The 23,803-nt window shown below is 65.8% G+C and carries 11 protein-coding genes; 7 read left to right on the forward strand and 4 right to left on the reverse strand.

From position 1 onward, the window contains the following. On the reverse strand, positions 1-774 hold the full coding sequence (gene rfbF, locus RZV17_RS10335; RefSeq protein WP_104580641.1) for a glucose-1-phosphate cytidylyltransferase: 774 nt from the start codon (positions 772-774) through the stop codon (positions 1-3). A 38-nt stretch (positions 775-812) separates the two neighbouring features. Next, positions 813-1,997, reverse strand: a complete 1,185-nt coding sequence (locus tag RZV17_RS10340; protein ID WP_355603168.1) for a glycosyltransferase — start codon at positions 1,995-1,997, stop codon at positions 813-815. A gap of 234 nt (positions 1,998-2,231) precedes the next feature. On the opposite strand from RZV17_RS10340, the gene RZV17_RS10345 reads away from it, so the two are divergent. From RZV17_RS10345 to RZV17_RS10365, 5 genes are all read left to right on the forward strand, one after another. Beyond that, entirely contained in the window at positions 2,232-3,392 is a 1,161-nt protein-coding gene (locus RZV17_RS10345) for an NAD(P)/FAD-dependent oxidoreductase (RefSeq protein WP_355603171.1), read from the forward strand. Next, positions 3,383-3,691, forward strand: coding sequence for a hypothetical protein (locus tag RZV17_RS10350; protein ID WP_047695135.1), 309 nt, complete (start codon positions 3,383-3,385; stop codon positions 3,689-3,691). The genes RZV17_RS10345 and RZV17_RS10350 overlap by 10 nt, the downstream gene beginning before the upstream one ends. Positions 3,692-3,928: 237 nt before the next feature. Beyond that, positions 3,929-4,186, forward strand: a complete 258-nt coding sequence (locus RZV17_RS10355) for a KGG domain-containing protein (RefSeq protein ID WP_039411372.1) — start codon at positions 3,929-3,931, stop codon at positions 4,184-4,186. 605 nt (positions 4,187-4,791) lie between these two features. Then, a complete protein-coding gene (locus RZV17_RS10360) occupies positions 4,792-5,301 on the forward strand; it encodes a ferritin-like domain-containing protein (protein WP_039411375.1) in 510 nt (169 codons plus the stop codon). Between the two features lie 113 nt (positions 5,302-5,414). Continuing rightward, entirely contained in the window at positions 5,415-6,335 is a 921-nt protein-coding gene (locus RZV17_RS10365) for a M14 family metallocarboxypeptidase (protein WP_355603174.1), read from the forward strand. Positions 6,336-6,434: 99 nt separating this feature from the next. Here RZV17_RS10365 and RZV17_RS10370 read toward each other — a convergent pair whose 3' ends face one another. Further along, positions 6,435-8,246 carry an EAL domain-containing protein gene (locus RZV17_RS10370; protein WP_355603177.1) on the reverse strand — a complete coding sequence of 604 codons (1,812 nt, stop codon included), beginning with the start codon at positions 8,244-8,246 and terminating at the stop codon, positions 6,435-6,437. Between the two features lie 728 nt (positions 8,247-8,974). Here RZV17_RS10370 and RZV17_RS10375 point away from each other — a divergent pair. Beyond that, the gene (locus RZV17_RS10375; protein ID WP_355603180.1) at positions 8,975-19,174 is read left to right on the forward strand and encodes an autotransporter-associated beta strand repeat-containing protein; all 10,200 of its coding nucleotides are present in this window, start codon (positions 8,975-8,977) and stop codon (positions 19,172-19,174) included. 271 nt (positions 19,175-19,445) lie between these two features. Here RZV17_RS10375 and RZV17_RS10380 read toward each other — a convergent pair whose 3' ends face one another. Next, a complete protein-coding gene (locus tag RZV17_RS10380; RefSeq protein WP_355603183.1) occupies positions 19,446-22,256 on the reverse strand; it encodes a S8 family serine peptidase in 2,811 nt (936 codons plus the stop codon). Positions 22,257-23,464: 1,208 nt separating this feature from the next. Here RZV17_RS10380 and RZV17_RS10385 point away from each other — a divergent pair. Continuing rightward, positions 23,465-23,755, forward strand: a complete 291-nt coding sequence (locus RZV17_RS10385; protein ID WP_355603186.1) for a hypothetical protein — start codon at positions 23,465-23,467, stop codon at positions 23,753-23,755. Positions 23,756-23,803 lie beyond the last annotated feature (48 nt).

Raw genomic sequence — 23,803 nt, forward strand, 5'->3', positions numbered from 1 at the left:
TTACTCCCACACGCGCCAGGGCGCGCGATTGGTGGACCAGAGGGTTTCCAGATGGTTGCGGTCGCGCAAGGTGTCCATGGGCTGCCAGAACCCGTCGTGGCGATAGACGCTCAACTGGTCGCGGTCGACCAGCGCTTCCAGCGGGCTGTTTTCCCAGACCGTGCTGTCGTCCTCGATCACGTCGATCACTTGCGGGTCGAGCACGAAGAAGCCCCCGTTGATCAGTCCATCGCCGTCGACCGGCTTCTCGCGGAAACCGGTCACCTGCCCACCGTCCAGGCGCAGTGCGCCAAAGCGCCCCGGTGGCTGCACGGCGGTGACCGTAGCCAGCCGTCCTTCGCGGTGATGCAGCGCGATGGCCGCACCGATGTCAATGTCGGCCACGCCGTCGCCATAGGTCATGCAGAACGCCGATTCGCCGCGCAGATGCTCACGCACCCGACGCAGGCGCCCCCCGGTCATGGTCTGCGCGCCGGTGTCCACCAGCGTCACCCGCCACGGCTCGGCGCGGGTGTTGTGCAAGGTGGTGGTATTGCTGCCGAGGTCGCAGGTCACGTCCGATTCGCGCATGTGGTAGTTCATGAAGAAATCCTTGACCACCTCGCCGCGGTAGCCCAGACAGACGATGAAATCCTGGATGCCGTGATGGGCGTAGATCTTCATGATGTGCCAGAGGATCGGCTTGCCGCCGATCTCCACCATGGGCTTGGGGCGGATGGCGGTTTCCTCGGAAAGGCGCGTGCCCAGCCCGCCCGCCAGAATGACTGCTTTCATTGCTGATCCCTCGATCTGAAACACATGCGGCGCTGCGGTCACGCGGTCAAGCTCATCGCCAGCGTCGGCGGGGAGGCGGCGTGCTCGGCCATGGCGGCCAGACTGTCGAGCAGGGCGATGCGCTCGGCCAGCAACGGTGGGCGCGGCAACTGCAGGGTGTCGAGCACCTGCGCCCAGCGGTGTGCCCAATCGTGCCGGCGCAGTGACTGCACCGTGTTGTGGACGCGCGCCCGTGCCAGGCGGTCGGTCTGCTGCTCCAGCTCCTGCAGGAAGGCGCCAATGTCGTCCAGTGCCGGCGGCAGCTCGATCACCGCGTCCTCCCAATCGAAGAACTGGCCGAACTCCGGGCAGCGTTGCGCCGAGCCGACGATCACGGCGCCGCCGGCCGCGCCTTCGAAATATCGCGTGGCCAGCGCCTGCTTTTGCACGCCCTTGAAAACCCCTGCCGTATTCACGGTGAAGTCGTGTGCCATGAAGAACTTGGCGCGCTTGATCATCGCCGCGGACTGCAAGCGATGCGCAGACCAGTCCGGCACCGCGCCGCCGCGCAGTGCATCGTGCAGGTAGAAGAACTCCGGGTGTGCCCGCGCATGGTCGAGCAGTTGCGCATGGACCTGGGGCACGCGCCGCCCGATGCTCAGCACATCGATGCAGCGCTGCGGCGGCCGTGGCACGGGGGTGGCCAGCACGGTGTCGCAGGCGCTGGCCAGAAACGACACCGGCGTGCGGGTGTACTGCTGCAATGCATCCACGCAACTGGCATTGAGCACGAACACGTGATCGAACTGATCCAGCACCTGCAGCTCGGCTTTCTGCGCGTGCAGCAGTTCTGGCCAGGTCTCCAGCAGGTACACCGCGCGCAGCTGGCAGCGCTGGTGCCAGCCATCGATGCGCGCGAGCGTGCTCAACTCCTTGGGAAACTGGCACACGTAGAAGAACAGGTCGTAGTCACGGTCCAGCCGCTGCGGTTGCGCATTGGACAGGGCGGGGCGGCCGCTCAAACGCCGCAGCGCGGACACACTGCGATACGCAAGCTCGTTGACCAGGTACGACACGCTCGGCGTGACGCCGCGCCCGCTTGTATAGTCCGCTGCCGGCGGACACAGCAGCTGTGCATGTTCCAGGTTGCGGACGACGTTGAGCAATGCATACGCCTGTCCATTGAATGCTTCTGGCCAGGCCTGGTAGTTGGAGGCCAGCAAGACCGAACGCAATGCGTCCATTGAAACTCCTTTGACCAATGCACATCCGAACCGTGCGACCGATGGTCGCGCTCGGGTGGGGTGGACGTGCATGTGTCGAATGCGGCGGGGGAGGCCACTCGAAAACAGCTGTAAATCGTGGCAAAACGCACATCGATAGTAGGAGCTGATCGTGAGAGGCCGGTGAGAACGGTCGCAACAACCCGCGCAGTGCGCCGTGTCGCTACACTGGCCCGCCGTCGAACGAGCGTAGTCATGCATGACGTCGAATGCATCGTGGTGGGCGCAGGCGTCGTCGGGCTCGCCATCGCACGTTGCCTCGCCGTGCAGGGCCACACGGTGCTGGTGCTGGAGTCGGAAGCAGCCATCGGTACGGGCACCAGTGCGCGCAGCAGCGAGGTGATACATGCTGGTCTGTACTATCGGCCCGGTTCGTTGAAGGCACGGTTGTGCGTCCGCGGTAATGCCTTGCTCTATGCGTACTGCGCACACCGCAACGTGCCGCACCGACGCTGCGGAAAGCTCGTCGTCGCCTGCGATCACGCACAGCAGCAACAACTCGATCACCTGCAGCACAATGCGGCGCTCAGTCATGCCCCCGCATTGGTTCCGCTCAGCGCTGCCCAGGTCCGCGCCCGCGAGCCCGCACTGCAGTGCGTCGCTGCACTGGAATCGCAGAGCACCGGCATCGTCGACAGCCATGCGCTGATGCTGGCATTGCAGGGCGATGCACAGGCGCACGGCACCACCGTCGCGTTACGCACGGCGGTGCAGCGCGTCGAACCGGTGGCGCAGGGAGTGCGCGTGGTGATTGCCGACGATGCTGCCACCTCGCTCACCTGCCGCTGGTTGATCAATGCGGCCGGTCATGGCGCGCCATCGCTGGCCGCTACGATCGCGGGCCTGCCCGCGCATGCGCAGGTGCAGGCGTACTTCGCCAAGGGCAGCTATTTCACCCTGGCCGGTCGGGCTCCATTTCGGCAGCTGATCTATCCGCTGCCCGAGCCGGGTGGGCTGGGCGTGCATCTCACCCTCGACCTGCACGGCCGGGCGCGTTTCGGCCCGGACGTGGAATGGGTAGCGCAACCGGACTATCGTTGCGCACCGGCGCCGACGGCGGCGTTTGTCGCTGCTATCCGCCGGTACTGGCCAGGCCTGCCGGACGATGCCCTGCAGCCCGGCTACTGCGGCGTGCGCCCGAAGATCCACGGGCCGGAGCTTGCGGACGCGGACTTCCGCATCGATGGACCGGCACGGCACGGCGTCCCTGGCCTGGTGAACTTGTTCGGCATCGAATCGCCGGGGCTGACCGCGTGCCTGAGCATCGCCGAACATGTGCTGGCGCTGCTGCAGGAACACCCGGCTCCTGTCGACACACCTCCGACCGACCCAAAGGTGGGCACCGCATGTATCTGATCCAGTTGCTGCTGCCGCTGACCGATAACCAGCGCCAGCCGTTTGCATCGAGCCTGTTCGACCGTGTCCACAGCGAGCTGGCCGAGCGCTTCGGCGGCATCACCGCCTACACCCGGGCGCCGGTGAGCGGGGCCTGGCGGGAAGATGGCGCACAGTTGGTGCGCGACGACCTGGTGATCTACGAGGTCATGGCCGACACCCTCGATACAGCCTGGTGGCACAGCTATCGCGCCGATCTGGAACGGCGCTTTCGGCAGGACCAACTGATCGTCCGCGCGCATGACGTCACCTTGCTATAGCGGCGCCTGAGGCCTTGGAGTGATGCCGTCCGGGTTGGGCTGGTAGCGCTACCTGCCTTTGCACCGCAATGGGTCCTGCGTAGCTCAGGCAGGTGTGCAAGATTTGCACAGCGAGCGCAGCGGTTTTTTCCTGCCTGTGTCCGTCTGCCCCCGCCGGGCCTGGTGTTTCGGGTTGGCACGATTGTTGCGGTAAGCCCATTACCCAATGACGTACCCGAAGCATCGAGAGGAGGCACAGTGGAAGACGGTCAGAACAGTACTCGTAGCCGGCGCGGCTTTGCCGCATTGGACCCGGAAAAGCGCCGCCTGCTGGCCAGCAGCGGCGGCAAGGCCGCGCATGCAAGCGGCAATGCGCACGAATTCACCAGTGACGAGGCACGCGAAGCAGGCCGGAAGGGCGGCCAGGCGGTGAGCCGCGATCGCGATCATATGTCGCGTATCGGCAGCAAGGGCGGGCGCTCCAAGCAGGCCAAGCCACAGGAAGAATCCGCGTAACCCCGCAGCGGCATGCGAGGGCATGCCGACGCGGCGCGTGGAATGCAGGCCCTGCGCCATGCGGCGTGGGGCCTGCTGCGTTTTGCGCCCGGCGCTTACTGCGGGCTTGGTAGACAATCGATTGCACGCTGCCGGCCTCGACAGCAGTCATGCTGGTGCCGCAACAAAGGCGGCAGCGATAAGCGCCTGATCCGAAACGTGCCGACGCGCCCAGCGGAAATTTTTGCAGCCCTCCAATCGCACGCCATCGATTGCAGGGAAAAATTTCGCTGTTGGCCATCCGCAGGGCGCACGGTCGGCAGAATTTGCAGGGGCGTGGACGAGCGCCTTGCCTGCGCGGCAAGAGAGTTGATGATGCATGTGGTGTGGTCAGCCGCGACCACGCACGATGCCGAGCGCAACGCGTCTTGCCCCGGGTCTGAAGCCCATGCTCCTGAGGCCCACGCTGGCCAAGCCGGCAGCTACCACATGCACTGCGCTGTCACGCATGCCGCACCAATGTCAACGACGTGTGCAAACGCCACGCACTATTCACCTGAAGCAGCCGCATCTTTCATGCGCTGCGGGCCAGGCTGGAGCCATCGCACACCAACAGGAGATTGCACATGGCCGAACCCAAAGAGAATTTGATGGACTGGCTGCGCGACGCGCACGCCATGGAGCAGCAGGCCGAGCAAATGCTCAAGGCCCAGGCCGCGCGTATCGAGCACTACCCCAAGCTCAAGGCGCGCATCGAGCAGCATCTGGAAGAAACCCTCGGCCAGCAGCGCCTGGTCGAGTCCTGTATCGAACGCCTCGGCGGCTCGCCGTCGGTGATCAAGGACACCATGGGCAAGATGGCTGCCTTTGGTCAGGCGATGGGCGGCATGACCACCTCCGACGAGATCGTGAAGGGAGCGATGGCTAGTTACGTGTTCGAGAACCTGGAGATCGCCACCTACACCGCGCTGCTGGGTGCGGCAAAGACGGTAGGCGACATCGAGACCCAGCGCGTGTGCGAGCAGATCCTGCCGCAGGAGCAGGCCATGTCCGACTGGCTGCTGGCGCATCTGCCCGAGCTGACCGAAGAATTCCTGGTCCGCGATGCCACACCGGGCGTCACTGCCAAGAAGTGAACATAGTCTGCCGGTGGTTGACGGCAGCCCGATGGGCCCCGCACTGCGGGGCCTTTTTTGTTTCTGCAACGCAAGCGCTTACCCTTGCGCCCTCTCTGGCAATGGTTTTACGTATGACTCCGCATTCCGGCTACCCGATCGGTACCCCTGGCCACGCCTGGGGCGAAGACGAACGCAACGCATGGCGCGCCCGTCAGCGCGTACAGCGCAGTTACAGGGACGAGGTTGTGCGTCCGATCGAGGCCTTGGCCGACCGCTACGAACTGATTCCCTACAGCACTGTCGTTGCCGAACAAACCCGGTACCCGTTGCTGGCGCTGCGCAGCGCCCGGTGGGACCCGCGCCTGCCATGCGCGCTGGTGACCGGCGGCGTGCATGGCTATGAGACGAGTGGGGTCCACGGCGCACTGCAGTTCCTGCAGCAGCGCGCAGCCGATTACGCGGGCACGTGCAATCTGCTTGTCGCGCCCTGCGTCAATCCGTGGGGCCATGAGCGGATCCAGCGCTGGAACGCCGAGGCAGTCGACCCCAATCGCGCGTTCCGCGCCAACAGCCCGGCTGCAGAATCGGCGGCACTGATGCAACTGGTGGCGGCCACCGTCGGCACGATGCTGGTGCATATCGATCTGCATGAGACCACCGACAGCGACGAGAGCGAGTTCCGTCCTGCGCTGGCGGCACGCGACGGCGTGGCGTTCGTTCCCGGCAGCATTCCGGATGGTTTCTATCTGGTCGGCGACAGCGAAGATCCGCAGCCCGCCTTTCAGCAGGCGGTGATCGCTGCGGTGGAGCAGGTGACGCATATTGCGCCGGCCGATGCGCAAGGCCAGCTCATCGGCGCGCCGGTGGCCGGCCATGGCGTCATCCATTACCCGGTGCGGCGTCTGGGCCTGTGTGCCGGGGTCACGAACGCACGCTATCGCACCACCACCGAAGTCTATCCGGACAGCCCGCGCGCCACGCCTGCACAATGCAATACGGCGCAGGTGACGGCAATCTGCGCGGCGCTGGATTACGCGCTGCCACATCGCTGAGCGGCCTGCGCCGGCACCTCGCGTTCAACCTGCCGCCTTGATGTCTAACTGAGGTGGCCGGGCCACGGCAGGGCGCCGCATGCGCCCCAGCCACGCAGGTCAGGGCAGCCGGCGACGTGCGCTGGCCTCCTGCACATAGGCGGCGACCAGGTGGGCTTCCATTGGCTTGGACAGCAGGTAGCCCTGCGCTTCATCGCAGCCCCAACTGCGCAGCAGCGCGATCTCGTCGGCATGCTCGATGCCTTCGGCGACGGTGCGGTATCCCAGGGCGCTGGCCAGCCGTACCACTGCTTCGGCGCGCATCTGCATGCCGGCCTTGGTGGCGATGCCGGTGACCAGTGACCGATCCAGCTTGAGCACATTGACCGGCAGTTCGGTGAGATAGCCAAAATTGCTGTAGCCCGTACCGAAGTCGTCGATCGCCACGCTGACCCCGGCGTCGCGCAGGGCGCGCAGGCGTGGCACGGCCTCCACATTGCTGCGCAACCAGCGCCCCTCGGTGATTTCCAGCTCGATCCGCGTGGTCGGAATGCCCAGGTCGTTGCAGCGGTTGATCACGTCCGCGGCTAGATTGATGTTGCCGAAATCGCGCGAAGACAGGTTGATCGAGATGCAGAAATCCAGCCCCTGGGCGCGCCATTGCGCCAACTGCGTCAGGGCGCTCTCGATCACCCAGTTGGTGACGGTGCACATCAGCGCGGTCTTTTCGAACAGCGGGATGAATTCATCCGGGCCAATCGGTCCCAGACTGGCGTGATGCCAGCGCAGCAGCGCCTCGAAACCGATGACCGACAGGTCCTCCAGATCGATACGCGGCTGGAACACCAACCGGAAGTCGCCGGCGTCCAGCGCCTTTTCCGCATCCAGCGCCAGGCGGTACGAGCGTTGGATGGCGTCGTCCTGCGAGGCGCTGTACCAGCACACCACGGCATGGTTGTTGATCGCATCGCCCAGCGACACCAGGCCCTTGCGCATGACATCGTTGGTGTCCGGCTGCTGCGGTGCGAAGCGCACCACACCGGCATGGAAGGTCAGCGACATCGGTACGCCGGCCGCGTCCACTGGTTTGTGCAGCATGTCGCGCAGGTCCAGCAGCAGGTCCTCCATTTCGTCGGGCGCAGAGTTCAGAAGGAAGAACGCAAAGCGCATCGGCGCGACGTGGTAGACCGTGGCCTTGCCACGCAGCGCACGGGTCAGCACGAAGCTGGCATGCCGGATCAATTCCTCCAGCGGCTGCATTCCGAGTGCCTGACGCGCCTCGTTGGCAGCCTGCGTGTCGTAGACCTCGATGAAGGCGGCGATGGTCGGCACCGCATGGCTGCCAAAGGCGAGCGCATCCAGATCCGATTGCAGCTGACGCGCATTGAGCAGGCCGCTATGCGGCTCGCGGCGGCCGGCACCGAATTGCAGTTCCAGCTGCGCAGCTGCCACGTTGGCAAACATCAGCAGCTGTTGATGCTCTTGACTGGCCAGCCTGCGTTCGCGTGTATCGATCACGCATAAGGCGCCGGTGATCCCGGCTTGCGGCGCGCCGACCTGCACGCAGGCGATGAAACGTGCGGGAAGACCCGGGAATGCGGCGTCGCCCAGTTGGATCGGCGCGAGCGCCGCGTGTTCGATGAGTTCGAAGACGCCATTGGCCGACGCCGGCACACGCTCACACAGGGCCATGGCTTGTTCGACGTGGCTGGTGCTGATGCCGCGCGCCGCAAGAACCCGCATGCGGCCGCCTTCGGTGATGGTCAACGCGGCGGCCGGCGCTACCAGTGCATGGCACACCAGCCGTGCAATCTGCTCCAACGGTTCCATTCCGCCAAGATCGATTGGCACACCTGACCAGTCGAACTGGCGGTCCTGCGTTTTGTCGTCCAGAGCAAGCGTCATGTCGTCAGGTTCCGTGTTGAAGATCACACACTGCATGGCTACTAGAAACAAACCGAGGTCATCGATGAGTGACGACCTGCGCCGTCATATTCCATCACACACTCCTCACCCGTTGCCCGGAGCGCCGGAAGTAACAAGCGCGACCGCGGCATGCGATTAATAATTTAAAGGGCTGAGCACGGATGCGATATACCAATAACGCATCGGACAATCGGCGTCGACCATTGCAGTGGTTATATCGATCCAAACGGACTCAGGCAGATAATCCGTGCCGCTCCTGTATTGCAGTGCGAGATGGTTTCCAAAACCACGTCGATATATAGCTCGGCTCGCTTTCACCCGCGTTATTCCAATTAGCTCGCTTGATGCATCCAGCCAGAGCTGCGCGCCAACCTTATGGCGTGGGCTGCCAAGCTACTGATACCTCGGAGAAATGTGCCTCTCCATGACGATTTTCTCGCTCGCGCTTTCCGACGCTTCACGTCCAAGCGGGCAGATGCAAACTGGTTCGCAGATTATGTCCGTGCAACAGATGAGTTTTAGGTTATTGATATTCGTCACAGTTTAATTCGAGGCGGATCGCCTATTAATCTGCGCAGTCGGTTTACCAGGATTGGTATTAATCACTATCGGCCTCAAGCGACTGAGCTGAAGCGGCTCACGCTTTCACCATCTCGATCGTTAGTTCACTCGTCTTCGGGGGCGCGTGTGCGTGTGCACGCAACTTCTTAGCGCGGCTATCAGGGGGAATCAGGATGAATCGTGCATTTGCGCTTGTCTGGAATGCGGCCATTGGCAATTGGGTGGTCACGCATGAATTGGTACGGCGGCGACGTAAACCTGGATCCACACGCCGCGCACTGCCGAGCCTGGTCATTCTTGCGGTGGGGGCCGCCGCGCCGGCGCTGGCCTGGGGCGCGTGTACACCGGCCCTGCCTGCAGCGGGCGCAACCGTCACCTGCACGGGGCTGGCGCTGACCGGCAATGCGTTTGCGAGCAGCGCGAACAACCTGACCGTCAATGTGGCATCCGGTACGCAGATGACCGCCGGTTTGCTCGGTGGCACCGCCATCGCACTGAACGGCACCAACGCAACGCTCAACAACAGTGGTTCGATCGATCCGTCCGTGATCGGTCTGCTGTCGGTGTTGAGCAGCGGCGTCACCATGGGCAATGCGACGTCCACGTCGGTGGTGGCCAACAATTCTCTCGGCGGCAGCATCTACGGCACTGGAAGCCTGCTGGGAGCGAACCTGCTCAATCTCGACGGCATGGCGCTGGGCCTCACCTCGGCCAACAGCGGTGTCGTGCAGATCAATAATGCTGGCCTGATCAGCAACCGCCCGCTGCTCAACCTGTCGGTGCTGGGGGCTGATACGCCGGTGATTGCAGTCACGGGCGGCGGAACCGTCAACGCGGTCAACACCGGCACCATCGAGGGGCGCGTCGGCTTTCAGAGTTCGGCCATAGGCAACAGTTTCGTCAATGCCGGCACCATCACCGGTAGCGTGTCGATGGGTGCCAACAGCACCAACACCTTCACCGCGGTCACCGGCGGCAGCATCGGTAATGGCGGTGGCCTGGCGCTGGAATTGCTGGGCCCCAGCGGCCTGCTGACTTTTGCGCGCACCGGTGTCGTGGACGGTGGTGCCGGCGGCACCAATACATTGATACTGCAGAACGCCGTCACCGGGACCGGCAGTGGCACCACCGGCGCCGGCACCGTCAGCACGGATCAGTACATCAATTTCGGCAGCCTGCGCGTCAACAGCGGTACCTGGACCTTGGGCGGTGCAAGCAACTTCGGTAGCAGCGCGCTCAATGGTGGCGTCCTGCAATTTTCGATACCGGCGCAGCTCGGTACCGCGATCACTGCCAATGGCGGCACCTTGGAATCCACCGCCGCCGGCCTGACCCTGGCGCCCGCCGGTGGCATCACCCTCGCTGCCGGCGGCCTGACGGTGCGGGGCAGCAATGCCCTCACCATCGGCAGCACGCTGGCCGGTGTCGGTGCACTGACCAAGACCGGGACCGGCGGACTGACTCTGACTGGGACCAACACCTTCAGCGGCGGCGTCAACCTGGGCGCCGGTGCAGTGACCGTTGCCAACAACAGCGCGTTGGGAACCGGCACCGTGACCGCAGCCGGTGGCAGCCTGGTGGCCGGCACTGCCCTCAACCTGCCGAACGCGGTGGTGCTCAATGCCGCGCTGGGCATCGGCGGTACGAACAACGTGCGCCTGGGAGGCGCCATCAGTGGAACCGGAGCACTGAACAAGACCGGCGCGGGCACGCTGACCCTTGGCGGGACCAACACCTATACCGGCGGCACCACCCTGAGTGCCGGTACGACCGTGCTGGAAACCGCTGGCGCACTCGGCACCGGCACCGTCACTGCGGCAGGCGGGCTGCTGGATACGACGGCGCCATTGACCTTGGGCAATACATTCGCGCTGAACAGCTCTCTGGGCCTGGGCGCCAGCGGCAATGCGCTCACCTTGAGCGGCACGCTTGCAGGGACGGGCGGCCTCACCAAGACCGGCACCGGCGCACTCACGCTCAATGCTGCAAACACCTATACGGGCGGTACCACGCTCACCGCCGGCACTTTGCAGGTGGGCAATGCAGCTGCACTGGGTACCGGTGCGTTGAATGTCACCGGCGCCTCCAGCCTGAGCACCAGTGCGCCGCTGACCCTGAGCAACGCCGTCAATCTGTCCGGGCCCCTGAGCTGGACCGGCGCCCAGGCCCTGACGTTGGGCGGTGCCATCAACGGAAGCGGCAGCCTGATCAAGAGCGGCGCGGGTGATCTCACGCTGTCCAACACCAATGGCTACACCGGTGGCACCACGCTGAGCAGTGGACGCCTGGTAGTCGGTAACAATGCCGCCCTTGGCACCGGCACCCTCACTGCCAGCGGTGGTGTGCTCGATGCAGCGGCTGCGGCCACGCTCAGCAATGCCATCGCATTGACCGGCAGCGTAGGGGTGGGCAGCAATGGCACCGCCCTGAATCTGGCGGGCACCATCAGCGGCACCGGTGCGTTGAACAAGCTCGGCACCGGCATCCTTACCGTGGGAGGGCTGAACACCTACAGCGGCGGCACCACCCTCAGTGCCGGCACCTTGCAGCTCACCAATGGCAACGCGCTGGGCAGCGGCGCGCTGAACGTCACCGGCAACGCCAACTTGCAGGGCACCACGCCGACGGTGCTGAGCAATGCGATCACGCTCGCCACGGGCGCGCTGACGCTCGACGGCGCGCAGGCGCTGACCTTGAACGGCGGCATTACCGGTGCCGGCAGCCTGGTCAAATCCGGAAGCGGCGATCTCACCCTGAGCGGAACCAATGCGTACACCGGCGGCACCACGCTGAGCGCGGGCAAGCTCACCATCGGCAGCAACAGCGCCCTGGGTGTCGGCGCGCTCACCGCCGCGGCGGGAACCACGCTGGATACCCTTGCAGTCAGCACGCTCGCCAATGCCATTGCACTGACCGGCTTGGTCAACATCGCGGGCAGTAATGCACTCTCACTCACTGGCGACATCACCGGCGTCGGCAGCCTGGACAAGCTCGGCCCCGCCAGCCTCACCCTGGCCGGCAACAACAGTTATGCCGGCGGCACGCGTCTGAGCGCCGGCAGCCTGCTGCTGGGCAGCGATGCAGCGCTGGGCACCGGAACATTGACCGTTGCCGGCGGCCTGCTGGATGGCACGGCCGCGCGCACGCTCACCAACAGCGTGGTGCTGGATGCCGATCTGCTGCTCGGCGGCAGCCAGGATCTCTCGCTCACCGGGCTTGTCAGTGGTGCCGGCGGCCTGGTCAAGAACGGCAACGCGACGCTCACGCTGACCGGCACCAACACGTTTGCCGGCGGTGTGGATCTCAACGCGGGCGCACTGCTGATCGGCACGGGCGCCGCCTTGGGCAGCGGCGCGTTGGCCGCAGCCGATGGCACGCAGCTGCAGGCCACGACGGCCACCACGGTAGGCAACGACGTCACCTTGAACGGCGCGCTGTCGCTCACCGGCAACAACGCCCTCGACCTGAGCGGCACCGTGAGCGGTGCAGGCAGCCTGATCAAACAGGGCACCGGCGCACTGACGCTGACCGGCAATAACCTCTACACCGGCGGTACCGCGTTGAACGCCGGCGCCCTGGTGCTCGGCAGCAACACCGCGCTCGGCACCGGGGCACTCACCGCAGCCGATGGCACGCAACTCACTGCGGGCACAGCGCTCAGTCTGCAGAATGCGCTCACGGTGAACGGCGCACTCGGCATCGACGGTGAGAACCTGACACTCAACGGCGTCATCGATGGTGCAGGAAGCCTGGTCAAAAGCGGAACCCAGACCCTCACCCTCAACGGCGCCAATACCTGGGGCGGCGGCCTTCAGCTGCAATCCGGTGGGCTGGTGGCAGGCAGCGATACCGCGTTGGGCATCGGCACGCTGACGGCGGCCGGTGGCACCACGCTGGATGCAAGCACCTCGGTGAACCTGGCAAACGCGCTCGCGTTGAACGGCGCATTGCGCGTGCCGGGCACCCAGGACATCGCATTGAACGGGGTGATCAGCGGTGCCGGGAGTCTCGACAAGCAGGGCACGGCGACGTTGACCCTGGGCAATGCCAATACGTTCAGTGGTGGCGTCACGCTGGATGCAGGCCGGCTGGTGCTCGGCAATGCGGCGGCCTTGGGCGCAGGCGGCCTGCTGGTTGGCGGACCAGCGCAACTGGACACCACGGCGGCGCTGAATGTGGGCAACGCGGTGCAGTTGGACGACCAGCTCAGCCTGGACGGCAGCAACGACCTGACCTTGAGCGGTGTGGTCAGCGGGACCGGCGCCCTGATCAAGAATGGCGCCACCACCTTGTCGCTCACGGCCAGCAACAGCTACGGCGGGGGCACCACACTCAACGCCGGCACCATTGCGGTCGGCGCAGACACCGCGCTGGGCACCGGCAGCCTGTCGGTTATCGGCAACGCGGTGTTGAGCAATGCCACTGCGGTGGCGCTGGGCAATGGCATCGATCTGGGTGCGGCACTCACCGTCGACAACGCAGCGGACATGCTGGCCAGCGGCACGATCAGCGGTGCGGGCGGCCTGACCAAGACCGGTCTGGGCACCTTGACCCTGAGTGGCAGCAATACCTACACCGGCCCGCTCGCGATCCAGACCGGCACCCTGGTGGCCAGCACGGCCGCCTCGCTCGGAAACGCCAGCACGGTCGATGTGGCCGCTGGCGCGTCCTTGAACCTGACCAGTGGCGGTTTGATCAACGCCCTCAGCGGCGCCGGCAGCGTCGATACCGATGCCGGCGCCACCTTGCAGCTGGGCAGTGGCGACTTCGTCGGCAGTCTTGGGGGGGGCGGTAACCTGGACAAGGTCGGCGCCGGCACCGTGCGGCTGCTGGGCAACAGCCTGATCGGAGGCGCCACGCAGGTCAGCGCCGGCACCCTGGACGTGATTGGCAGCCTGGGCACCAGCGCGTTGAATGTGGCGCTGGGCGGCACCCTGACCGGTAGCGGCAGCAACGGCAGCATTGCCAGTGGGGTGACCATCGGCGACGGCGGGCAGCTGGCATTGACCAGTGGCTCCTCGCTCAGCGTCGGTGGGCTGACGCTGGCACCGGGTGCCTTGTTGGATGTCTCGCTTGCGGCGCCGAGCACCACGCGTCTGCTCGCGGTCAACGGCAATCTCACCCTGGACGGCACGCTCAACATCACCGACATCGGTGGCTTCGGTTCCGGCGTCTATCGATTGATCGACTACACCGGCGCGTTGGCCAATAACGGCGTGCTGTTCGGGGCCATTCCGGGCAGTGTCGACATCAGCCAACTCGCACTGCAGACCGCCATCGGACAACAGATCAACCTGGTGGTCACCGCGCCGGGCAGCATCGTGCAGTTCTGGGACGGCGTGCAGGCCGTGGCCAACGGCACGGTCGATGGCGGCGCAGGTGTATGGGGTGCCGCCACCAACTGGACTGGACAGGATGGCACGGCCAACAGCACCTGGCAGGGCGACTTTGCGGTGTTCTCCGGCACCGCCGGCACGGTAGGCGTGCAGGGCACGCAAGGCGTGGGTGGGCTGCAGTTCGTGACCGACGGTTATCGCCTGAGCGATGCCGGTGGCGGTGCGCTGGACCTGACCACGCCGCTCACCGCCATCCGTGTCGACCCCGGCGCCACGGCCACGATCGACGTCGCTGTCTCCGGCGTCGGTGGCATTGAAAAACTCGACACCGGCACCTTGGTCCTGGACGCAGCCAACAGCTACACCGGCAACACCGCGCTCGGCGGCGGTACGCTCGTGCTGGGCGATGCGCAGGCGCTGGGCACCGGCACCTTGACGGCTGCGGCCGGCACCAACCTCGATAGCAACCAGGCGTTGGCGGTTGGCAATGCAGTGGTGCTCGACGGTGCGGTGAATGTGCTCGGCAGCAACGACCTGACATTGTCCGGGCCGATCGCCGGCGCAGGCAGCCTGATCAAGAATGGCACCAGCACGCTTACGCTCGATGGCGCCAACAGCTACGCCGGTGGCACGGTGTTGAACGCCGGCACGCTGGCGGTTGGCAGCAACACGGCATTGGGCAGCGGCAGCCTGTCGGTGTTGGGCAATGCCAGCTTGAGCAACGCGATCGCCCTGGCGTTGGGCAACAGCATCAACCTGGGTGCGGACCTGAGCATTGCCAATGCAGCCGATCTGGCGTTGACCGGCACGCTCAGCGGCACCGGTGCGTTGACCAAGACCGGCCTGGGCACCTTGACCCTGTCCGGCGCCAACAGCTTCAACGGTCCGGTGGCCGTGCAGGCCGGCGTGCTCGCCACGTCCGCTGCCGGCGGTCTGGGCACCACCAGCACGGTGGATGTGGCGGCAGGCGCCGGATTGTCGCTGGGCGGCAATGCCGCGCTGGGCGCGGTGACCGGGCAGGGCAACGTCGCCATCCTCGGCGGCACCACCTTGCAGCTCGGCGTCAACGACGTCGGCAGCAGCTTTGCCGGCAGCCTGAGCGGTGCCGGTGACCTGGACAAGGTGGGCAACGGCACCGTGCAGCTCACCGGTGCCAGCGCACTGGGCGGCACCACGCAGATCTCCGGCGGCACGCTGGATGTGGACGGCACGCTCGCCAGCATCGGCGGGGTCAACGTGGGCACCGGCGGCACGCTGAGCGGCAGCGGCGTGGTCGATGCGGCTGTCACCGTCAACGACGGTGGTCGGCTGGTGGTGACCAGTGGTGCAGTGTTGACCACCGGCAGCTTGAACATGGCCCCCAACGCCACCCTCGATGCGTTGCTGGGCACGCCCAGCCAGACCGGTGTGCTGGCGGTCAACGGCGACCTGACCCTGGATGGCACGCTCAACATCACCGACATCGGCGGCTTCGGCACGGGTGTGTATCGCCTGATCGATTACGTCGGCGCGCTGACCAACAATGGGCTGGATATCGGCACGCTGCCCGGCACCATCGACCCGACCCAGCTGACGCTGCAGACCGCACTCGCCCAGCAGGTCAACGTGGTGGTGCTGTCGCCCGGCAGCAATGTGCAGTTCTGGGATGGCGCGCAGACCGTGGCCAACGGCAGCGTCGATGGCGGAACCGCCGCATGGACCGCGGGCGGCACCAACTGGACCTCGATCGACGGTCTCACCAACAGCGCCTGGCAGAACAGCTTTGCAGTGTTCGCCGGCAGCGCCGGCACGGTGGGCGTGCAGGGCACCCAGGGCATCACCGGCATGCAGTTCATCACCGATGGCTATGTGCTCGGCGATGGCGGAGCAGGCGCGCTGAGCGCCAATGCCGCCACCACCATCATCCGGGTGGACCCCGGTGTCACCGGCACGATCGATGTCGCCATCGGCGGCACCGGCGCGCTCCAGAAACTCGACACCGGCACCCTGGTCCTGGATGCAGCCAACAGCTACACCGGCGGCACCGCGCTCGGCGGCGGCACGCTGGTCCTCGGCGATGCCCAGGCGCTGGGCACTGGCACCTTGACGGCTGCGGCCGGCACCAGCCTCGATAGCAATCAGGCATTGGCGGTGGGCAATGCAGTGGTGCTGGACGGTGCGGTGAATGTGCTCGGCAGCAACGACCTGACATTGTCCGGCCCGATCGCCGGCGCGGGCAGCCTGATCAAGAATGGCACCAGCACGCTCACGCTCGATGGCGCCAACAGCTACGTAGGTGGCACGGTGTTGAACGCCGGCACGCTGGCGGTTGGCAGCAACACGGCGTTGGGCGGTGGCGCATTGTCGGTCACCGGCGACTCGGTGCTCAGCAACGCGATTGCCGCAGCGTTGGGCAATACGATCAACCTGGGTGCCGTGCTCACCGTGGACAACCCGGCCGACCTGACCCTGTCCGGCAGCCTCGGCGGTAGCGGGGCGCTGATCAAGACCAACACCGGCACGCTGACGCTGGCCGGCAGCAATGCCTACACCGGCGGTACCACGGTGGATGCCGGCACGCTGGTGGGTAACAGTGCGAGCCTGCAGGGCGCCATCGTCGACAATGCCACCCTGGTGTTCGATCAGGCGGCCACTGGCGTCTTCAACGGCTCGATCACCGGCACCGGCGGCGTGGTCAAGGACGGTGCCGGCGCATTGCTGCTCAATGGGGCGAACGGCTACACCGGTGGCACTACCATTGCGGCCGGCAGCCTGGTCGGCGACACCACCAGCCTGCAGGGCGACATCACCAACAACGCAGCACTGGTGTTCAACCAGACCACCGGCGGCGTGTACGCCGGTGTGGTCAGCGGCACCGGGTCGCTGGAAAAGACCGGCACCGGTGTCCTGCAGCTCACCGGCAGCAACAGCTACACCGGCGGCACGTTGGTCAGTGCGGGCAGCTTGATCGGCAACACCGCCAGCCTGCAGGGCAACGTGGTGGACAACGCCACGCTGGTGTTCGACCAGGCCACCGATGGCACGTTTGCCGGTGTCGTCAGCGGTACCGGCAACGTGGTGAAGCAGGGGGCCGGCGTCCTGACGCTTGCCGGGACCAACACCTATGGCGGCGGCACCACCATTGCCAGCGGCACGTTGCAGGGCACCACCGCCAGCCTGCAGGGCAATATCCTCGACAACGCAGTGCTGGTGTTCGATCAGGCCGGCGACGGCAGCTTTGCCGGCAACATCAGCGGCAGCGGCGCGCTGATCAAGAACGGTGTCGGCGCCGTCACCCTGGATGGGGTCAACAGCTATCTCGGCGGCACCGCCGTCAATGCCGGAACGCTGATCGGCGACACCGACAGCCTGCAGGGCAACATCGCCAACAACAGCGCGCTGGTGTTCCTGCAGAACGCCAATGGAACCTACGCCGGCACGCTGTCGGGCACCGGCACTCTGCTCAAGGACGGCCTGGGCACGTTGCTGGTCACCGCGGACAGCAGTGGGTTCACCGGCCCGACCACCATCAGCGCGGGCACCCTGAGCGTGGGCAATCCGGCCAACCCGGGCGCCGCCCTCGGTGGGCCGGTCACGGTCGGACCGGGCGGTACGCTGACCGGCAGCGGGACCATCGGCAGCCTCACCACGTCCGGTGGCACCCTGGCGATCGGCGGGACCACCGGCACGGTCAACATTGGCGGCAACGCCACCATCGGCCCCGGTTCCACCGTGCAGGTCACGCCGGGCAACGGCGGTGTGGTGACGCCGGTGACAGTGGGAGGCGCCGCGACGCTCGCACCAGGCAGCACCTTGCAGGTGGTGCGTGCGGCCGACCTGCCATTGTTCACCGAGATTCCGGTGATCAACGCCGCCGGCGGGCTGAGCGGGCAATTCACCAACGTCATCTCCGACTATGCCTTCATCGACCCGAATGTCAGCACCAGCGCAACGGGGCTGTCGGTCTTCTTCGGCCGCAACACCACCGGCATGGTCGATGCGGTGACCACGCCCAACCAGCAGTCCACCGCCGCTGCAGTGGACGGCCTGCCCACCACCAGCCCGGTGTACCAAGCCGTGGTCCGTCTCCCGGACGATGCGCAGGCGGTGGCCACCGCGTTTGCGTCGCTGTCGGGCGAAAGCCATGCGAGCACCGCCACTGCGATGCTCGACAGTCGCTTCCTCTACAGCGGCATCGGCAATCATCTGCGTGGCGACAGCCAGGACACCCGTATCGGCGAGACCACGGTGTGGATCACCGGCCGCAGCCTGCCCAACCGGGTCGATGGCGATGCCAATGCCATTTCGGTGCGGCGCGAAGACAACGGCATCATGGCCGGTGCCGAGCGGCGCGTCGGGGAGCGCAGCGTGGTCGGCATTGCGGTGGGCAGCCAGGACATCGAAAGCTGGTCGCGCGAGTGGGGCGACCGGGCCGACATCGACGGTACGCATGTCGGCGTGTATGGCCAGGCCGACTGGTCTGCGTTCTCGCTGCAAGGCGCGGTGGACTATGCCGACTACCGCGTGGACGGCTCGCGTCGGGTGATGCTGCCCGGCGTGCTCGAAGAGCGGCTCACCAACGATTACGATGCCACCGCCGTTACCGCCTCGCTGGAAGCGTCCTGGAACCTACGCACCGGCAACGCGGTCTACAGCCCGTTCATCGCGGCCGATTACACCCATCTGAAGACGGATGGGTTCAACGAGCGCGGCGGGATCGCCGCACTGTCTGTCCGCAGCGCCAAGGACGAATTCACCACCAGCACGGTAGGCCTGCGCGGACGTTGGCAACTGGGAGAGCAGGCTTCGCTCTACGCCTCGGTGGGCTGGCGGCATGCCTTCGGCGATCGTGCCGTGCAGCGCTCGGCGGGCTTTGTCGGCACCGGTGCGCAGTTCTCGGTGCAAAGCGTCACCCTAGCCAAGAATGCAGCCATCGGTGAGGTGGGCGTCAGCGTGATCACCTCGCCCAACAGCCGCATGGCATTGTCGTTGCAGGGACTCAACGGCGACGGCCAGACCGCCTACGGCGGGCAGGTGACCTGGGGGTGGAGTTTCTGATCGCAGCAACAGCGTGAACCAACGAGCCCCGGCCTGCCGGGGCTTTTTGGTTTTGCGCAAACCATCGGCAATTTGCCTGGCCAGCGAGCCGGACCTGCCTCCAGCGCATCGCCTGACCACCACGGACCTCGAGCATGATGTCGCTCAGCTGCTCTTGCATGCCTCCTTACGCACGGCACCACACAGCAGAAGGCCCCGGCATGCCGGGGCCTTGCATGCTGAAGCGACACACCCGTCTGACCATGGCGTGCCAGGCACGCCATCGTTGCAATCAGAACTGCCAGCGCAGACCGACGTTGGCGTTGATGCTGTTGGAATCCGAACGCCCGCGCTCGGCACCGACATTGCCATACAGCGAGAACGCATCGTTGAGTTCGTAGCGCACGCCCACCGAGGCGCGCACGGCCTGCCGCGAGACCGGCGTGCCCGCCACGTTGAAGCGCGCTTCCGGCAGACCGGTGAACCAGGCGGTGAAGTCGGCATCCGGATTGCCCAGCAGCGAGCGATACGCAACCAGACCATCGAAGCCCCACTTGCCGTGCACCCGGTGACCACGCACGCCGACTTCGCCATACCCTGCGCGCAGGGTGTCGCTGCCGGCGCTCAGGCCCAACCCGGTCACCGAGGCCTCACTGAACGCGTCCTGGGTCTGGCTGACCACACCTGCCGCCACGAACGGCGACAACCCTGCGTGCGGCATCAGGCCGACTTCGGCACGCAGCGACCAGTTGGTGTCGTGGCGGCTGTCCTGCAGACGCTCGCCGATGCTGCCGGCTTGCACGTTGCGCTCGGTCTCGACATTGCTCATGCCGTACGACCCGATGCCCGACACATACGCCTGGCCGAGCGGCTGATACAGATACGCCGTCATCGCGTAGCGATCCGAGCGCAGACGGCTGGCCGATGCATCGATATGGGCGCGATCCTGGCCCGAGGTCAGCGCCGCGCCCACCACCGTGCCGGCGCCGCCCACCGGCAGATCCACACCGACGGTGGTGGCCTGCTGGGTATAGTCGGCCGAGGCAAAGCCACTGCGGCGCATGTCGCCATCCAGATAGCTGCCCTGCATCCAGGTGGTCAGCGTGGTGGTGTCGGCCAGGTACGGCAGACGATCGGCGGCAACCCGGGCATCGTTGAGTGCGGACTGGAAGCCCAGCGTGCGCTCCACGCCATGCACCTGACCGACCAGCGTCGGCAGCGATGCAGCCACCTGCGCATCGGAAGCCGCCAGCAGCGCGCCGGTGGCGCTGATCAGGCCGCCCAGGTTTGCAGTGTCGCCGGAGGCCACGCGCGTATCCAGCACCTTCACCAGCGTATCGGCCTGGCTTGCACCGCTGACCACTGCCTGCGGTGCACCGGCCGCCTGCGCGCTCGCGGCCGACGCATTCCGCGTCAAGGTTGCGGTGACGGTGGTCGGGTCGTACGCAAGCGAGGCGGTCCAGAAGAAATTGTTGGCGTACTGCACACGGTCGAAGGTGCCTTGCAGGACGCCGGCCTTGACGATCCGTTCGGTGCTGCCGACGGTGTAGCCGGCCGCTTCCGGCAACAGCAGCAGATTGCCCTTCAAGCTGGCAAGGCCGGTGACGGTGAGGCCCTTGCCCAATTCGATGGCGGTGGTGCCGGTCGCGTTGACCAGGCTGTAGCCGCCGTTGATGACACCGCCGCGTGACTCGAAGGTGGCGGAGTTGGCGACCAGAAGATCCGAGCGCAGGCTGCCGGAGAGCGACAGCACGCCATCGACAATGGTGGTGCCGCCGGTGTAGGTATTGGCCCCGCTCAGGGTGAGCTTGCCGGTGCCGTTCTTGGTCAGGCTGCCGGCACCAGAGATATCGTTGCCGAAGGTGCTGTCGTAGCCGGCACCGACGTTGGCCGACCAGTTGCTGGCGAACTGGCCCGGCCCCTTGATGGCCTTGGCCGCATTGACCAGGCCCCAGCCGTACAGCGCGTCCACACCCGGGTCGCCCAGGTCGGTGGCGGTGGTCAGCAAGGTCTGCTGCAGGTTGGACGCGCTCATCCACGGGTACACGCCCAGCACCTGCGCGGCGACGCCGCTGACGGCTGCGGTGGAGAACGAGGTGCCGGCGACCTGGCCCTGCAGCTCGGTGCCGGCCAGCGCTGGCGCGGTGAAGCTGCCCGGCGCGACCAGGCACCACTGCGCCGCTGCACCGCAGTGGTTGGAATAGCTGGTCAGGCCCGCGGCATTCCCGGAGCTATCGACATTGATCGCGCCCACGGCCAGCCAGTTGTTGCGCACACTGGCTTCCTGCACCGGCGTGGCCGCCGGGTACGAAGCTTCCGCCGCGCCTTCATTGCCGGTGGAGGCAACGATCAGCGCATCTGCCTGCACCAGCGGGGTCAGTGCGAACCGCCACGCCGCGGCCGCATTGGCGCTGCCGGCGGCATCGGCGTACGACGCGCCCAGCGACAGGTTGGCGATGCGCACGCCGGAGGCGGCCAGATCCACCGCCGCGCGACGCGCCTGCTGGGTACCGCAGGAATTTTCCGCACAGATACGTGCATAGAACAGGTCTGCATCCGGCGCAACACCGCCGGCAAAACCGTCCTGCGCCGAGCCCAGTACCAGCGCCGACACGATCGTGCCGTGGCCGCGCAGCGCATTGGACGACGACTCGGGCGTGCCCGGGCTGGCGGTGTAATCGTTGACGCTATCGACCTTGCCGTTGATCGGCGTGTAGCTCGGCACCAGATTGTCGTCCAGCACCGCCAGCTTCACCCCCTGACCCCGAGCGCCGGCCTGCTGCGCCAGATCGGCATTGATCGGCACCAGCAGGTTGCTGCCCACGCCCTGGTAGCGGGCAGGCGCAGGGGTCGGAACCGGCGCGGTCTTGGGCAGCGGGTCGGCGGTGGTTTCCGGCGTGGTCGGCGCGGTCGGTGTCGTCGGTGTCGTCGGAACAGCAGGTGCGGGCGTGGTCGGTGCCGGCGTCGTCGGAACAGTCGGCGCCGGCGCGATCACGGTGCTCTGTGGCGGGTCGTTACGGACGTTGCCACCGCCACCGCCGCCGCCACAGGCGGTCAGGACGAGGCAGGAGGCGATGGTTGTTGCAAGCAGCGAGCGATTCATGGGTTGGTCGATTCCGTAGGAGGCGCGCCGCTACTGCTGGATCTGAATCTGGCGCAAAGGGTCCCTGCGCCAGCGATCGCCAGCGAAGGCATATATTTCACGGGTTATTCACTTCGAGGGTTTGCTGGTCCGTCCCCTCGGAGCAGCGCTTGCCACAAACCCGGCTGATGCACGATTGCAGTCGCCGCAGCTTGCGGATTGTTTAACGGCGCTATCTGCTGCCTCTAAAATCTGAATGGACAGTTGCTATTCAGAGATGGATCCGCTCGATAGCCATTTACGATTTAATCCATAGCTAAATCGGATTAAAAGGTGCGCGCATGGCCCGGCCGAAACCGAATGTGACACCGGGCTGGACAATAAGTAGTCACGTTTCTCGAAGGGCGGCAATCCTAGATGAGACCCAAATCGCAGGTAATAGGGGAAACAGCTGGCAGATGTAGGTGTATTGCCCACCCGGCGTAGCGGATTCAAGCGCACGTTAGGGCATCTAACGGGCTCTTCTGCAAGGTGCTGCGTTTGAATATCGGGGGCGCCGCATCCGTACGCTAACCATGGCCTGGACGCCGCGCGATCTATTTATCGGGACGCGGCCACGAGGGTCGGCTGCAATCTTGTCGCGGAGATTGTGCAAAATTCGACGCCATTGGCGCAAAATTACGCAATCGGTTGCATGAAAATGAACGGCTTGAATAATTCTGTTTATTTAACGCTAGTATTTAAATTATTTCCGGCAAGCCGGCACGTCGGAAATATTCGCCAGATGAGGAGGGGTTTCGAAGTATGTTTTAGCGGTCAGCGAATAAATAACTATAAATATTGGCCGTTGCCACTTCCACCCCGGGCCGACGGCCGAGGCTGCCTGAGCTTCGGCGGGCGCTGCCGGCCTGCTGCTCCGTGCGCTATCCACCGCTGCCATTACATGCAGGGGAGGGCGAGCCACCGGCCGGGTAGCCGTCGACGGACTTGATGGTGCAGACGCGCGGAAGGCGCCCTGACCCCGGCGCGTAGCGGCGCCCGTCGCAAGGCGAGGTGCGGCACGACCACCACGACGTCGTCATCGCTTCGCATGGCGCTGCCCTGGAGGCTGCCCAATAAGGGATGCCGACAGCGAAGGGCCTGGCGTCGCGGCGTCACCGGTAGCGTCTGCATAAACCATTCAAAGTGGGACGCTGGCGTGGTGCGGAATCGCCGCTATCCTCGGGTCGATGGGCACCAAGCAAAGCGACACCTTGATGGCGATGGACGGGACCGATCAGGGACTGCCGTATCGTGTCGTCGCCCGCCAGCTGGAGCCTCAACGCGTGGTGCTGGACACCTTGCAGGTGTGCGGGCACACGGTACCTCTGGCGAGCGCGCCCACTTTCGGCTCGCTGCAGAGCGCGCTGGAGATCGGCACCCGACTGGCAGAGCAGTACATCGACCAGTTGATCAGGAAGCAGGCGCTTGCGCGGATGGCACCGCAGCGACGGTCGCCGCACCGCCGCGCTTCCGAATAAGCGGCGTCACCGGCTTGCGGCGCGCCGCCGAATGCATGCGGCATGATC

The organism is Xanthomonas cannabis (genome assembly GCF_040616535.1).
Classification (GTDB): domain Bacteria; phylum Pseudomonadota; class Gammaproteobacteria; order Xanthomonadales; family Xanthomonadaceae; genus Xanthomonas; species Xanthomonas cannabis.

Excerpts from the sequence above, each read along its gene's own strand:
- rfbF (WP_104580641.1), bottom strand. The coding sequence starts at position 774 with ATGAAAGCAGTCATTCTGGCGGGCGGGCTGGGCACGCGCCTTTCCGAG.
- RZV17_RS10340 (WP_355603168.1), bottom strand. The coding sequence starts at position 1,997 with ATGGACGCATTGCGTTCGGTCTTGCTGGCCTCCAACTACCAGGCCTGG.
- RZV17_RS10345 (WP_355603171.1), top strand. The coding sequence starts at position 2,232 with ATGCATGACGTCGAATGCATCGTGGTGGGCGCAGGCGTCGTCGGGCTC.
- RZV17_RS10350 (WP_047695135.1), top strand. The coding sequence starts at position 3,383 with ATGTATCTGATCCAGTTGCTGCTGCCGCTGACCGATAACCAGCGCCAG.
- RZV17_RS10360 (WP_039411375.1), top strand. The coding sequence starts at position 4,792 with ATGGCCGAACCCAAAGAGAATTTGATGGACTGGCTGCGCGACGCGCAC.
- RZV17_RS10365 (WP_355603174.1), top strand. The coding sequence starts at position 5,415 with ATGACTCCGCATTCCGGCTACCCGATCGGTACCCCTGGCCACGCCTGG.
- RZV17_RS10375 (WP_355603180.1), top strand. The coding sequence starts at position 8,975 with ATGAATCGTGCATTTGCGCTTGTCTGGAATGCGGCCATTGGCAATTGG.
- RZV17_RS10380 (WP_355603183.1), bottom strand. The coding sequence starts at position 22,256 with ATGAATCGCTCGCTGCTTGCAACAACCATCGCCTCCTGCCTCGTCCTG.
- RZV17_RS10385 (WP_355603186.1), top strand. The coding sequence starts at position 23,465 with ATGGGCACCAAGCAAAGCGACACCTTGATGGCGATGGACGGGACCGAT.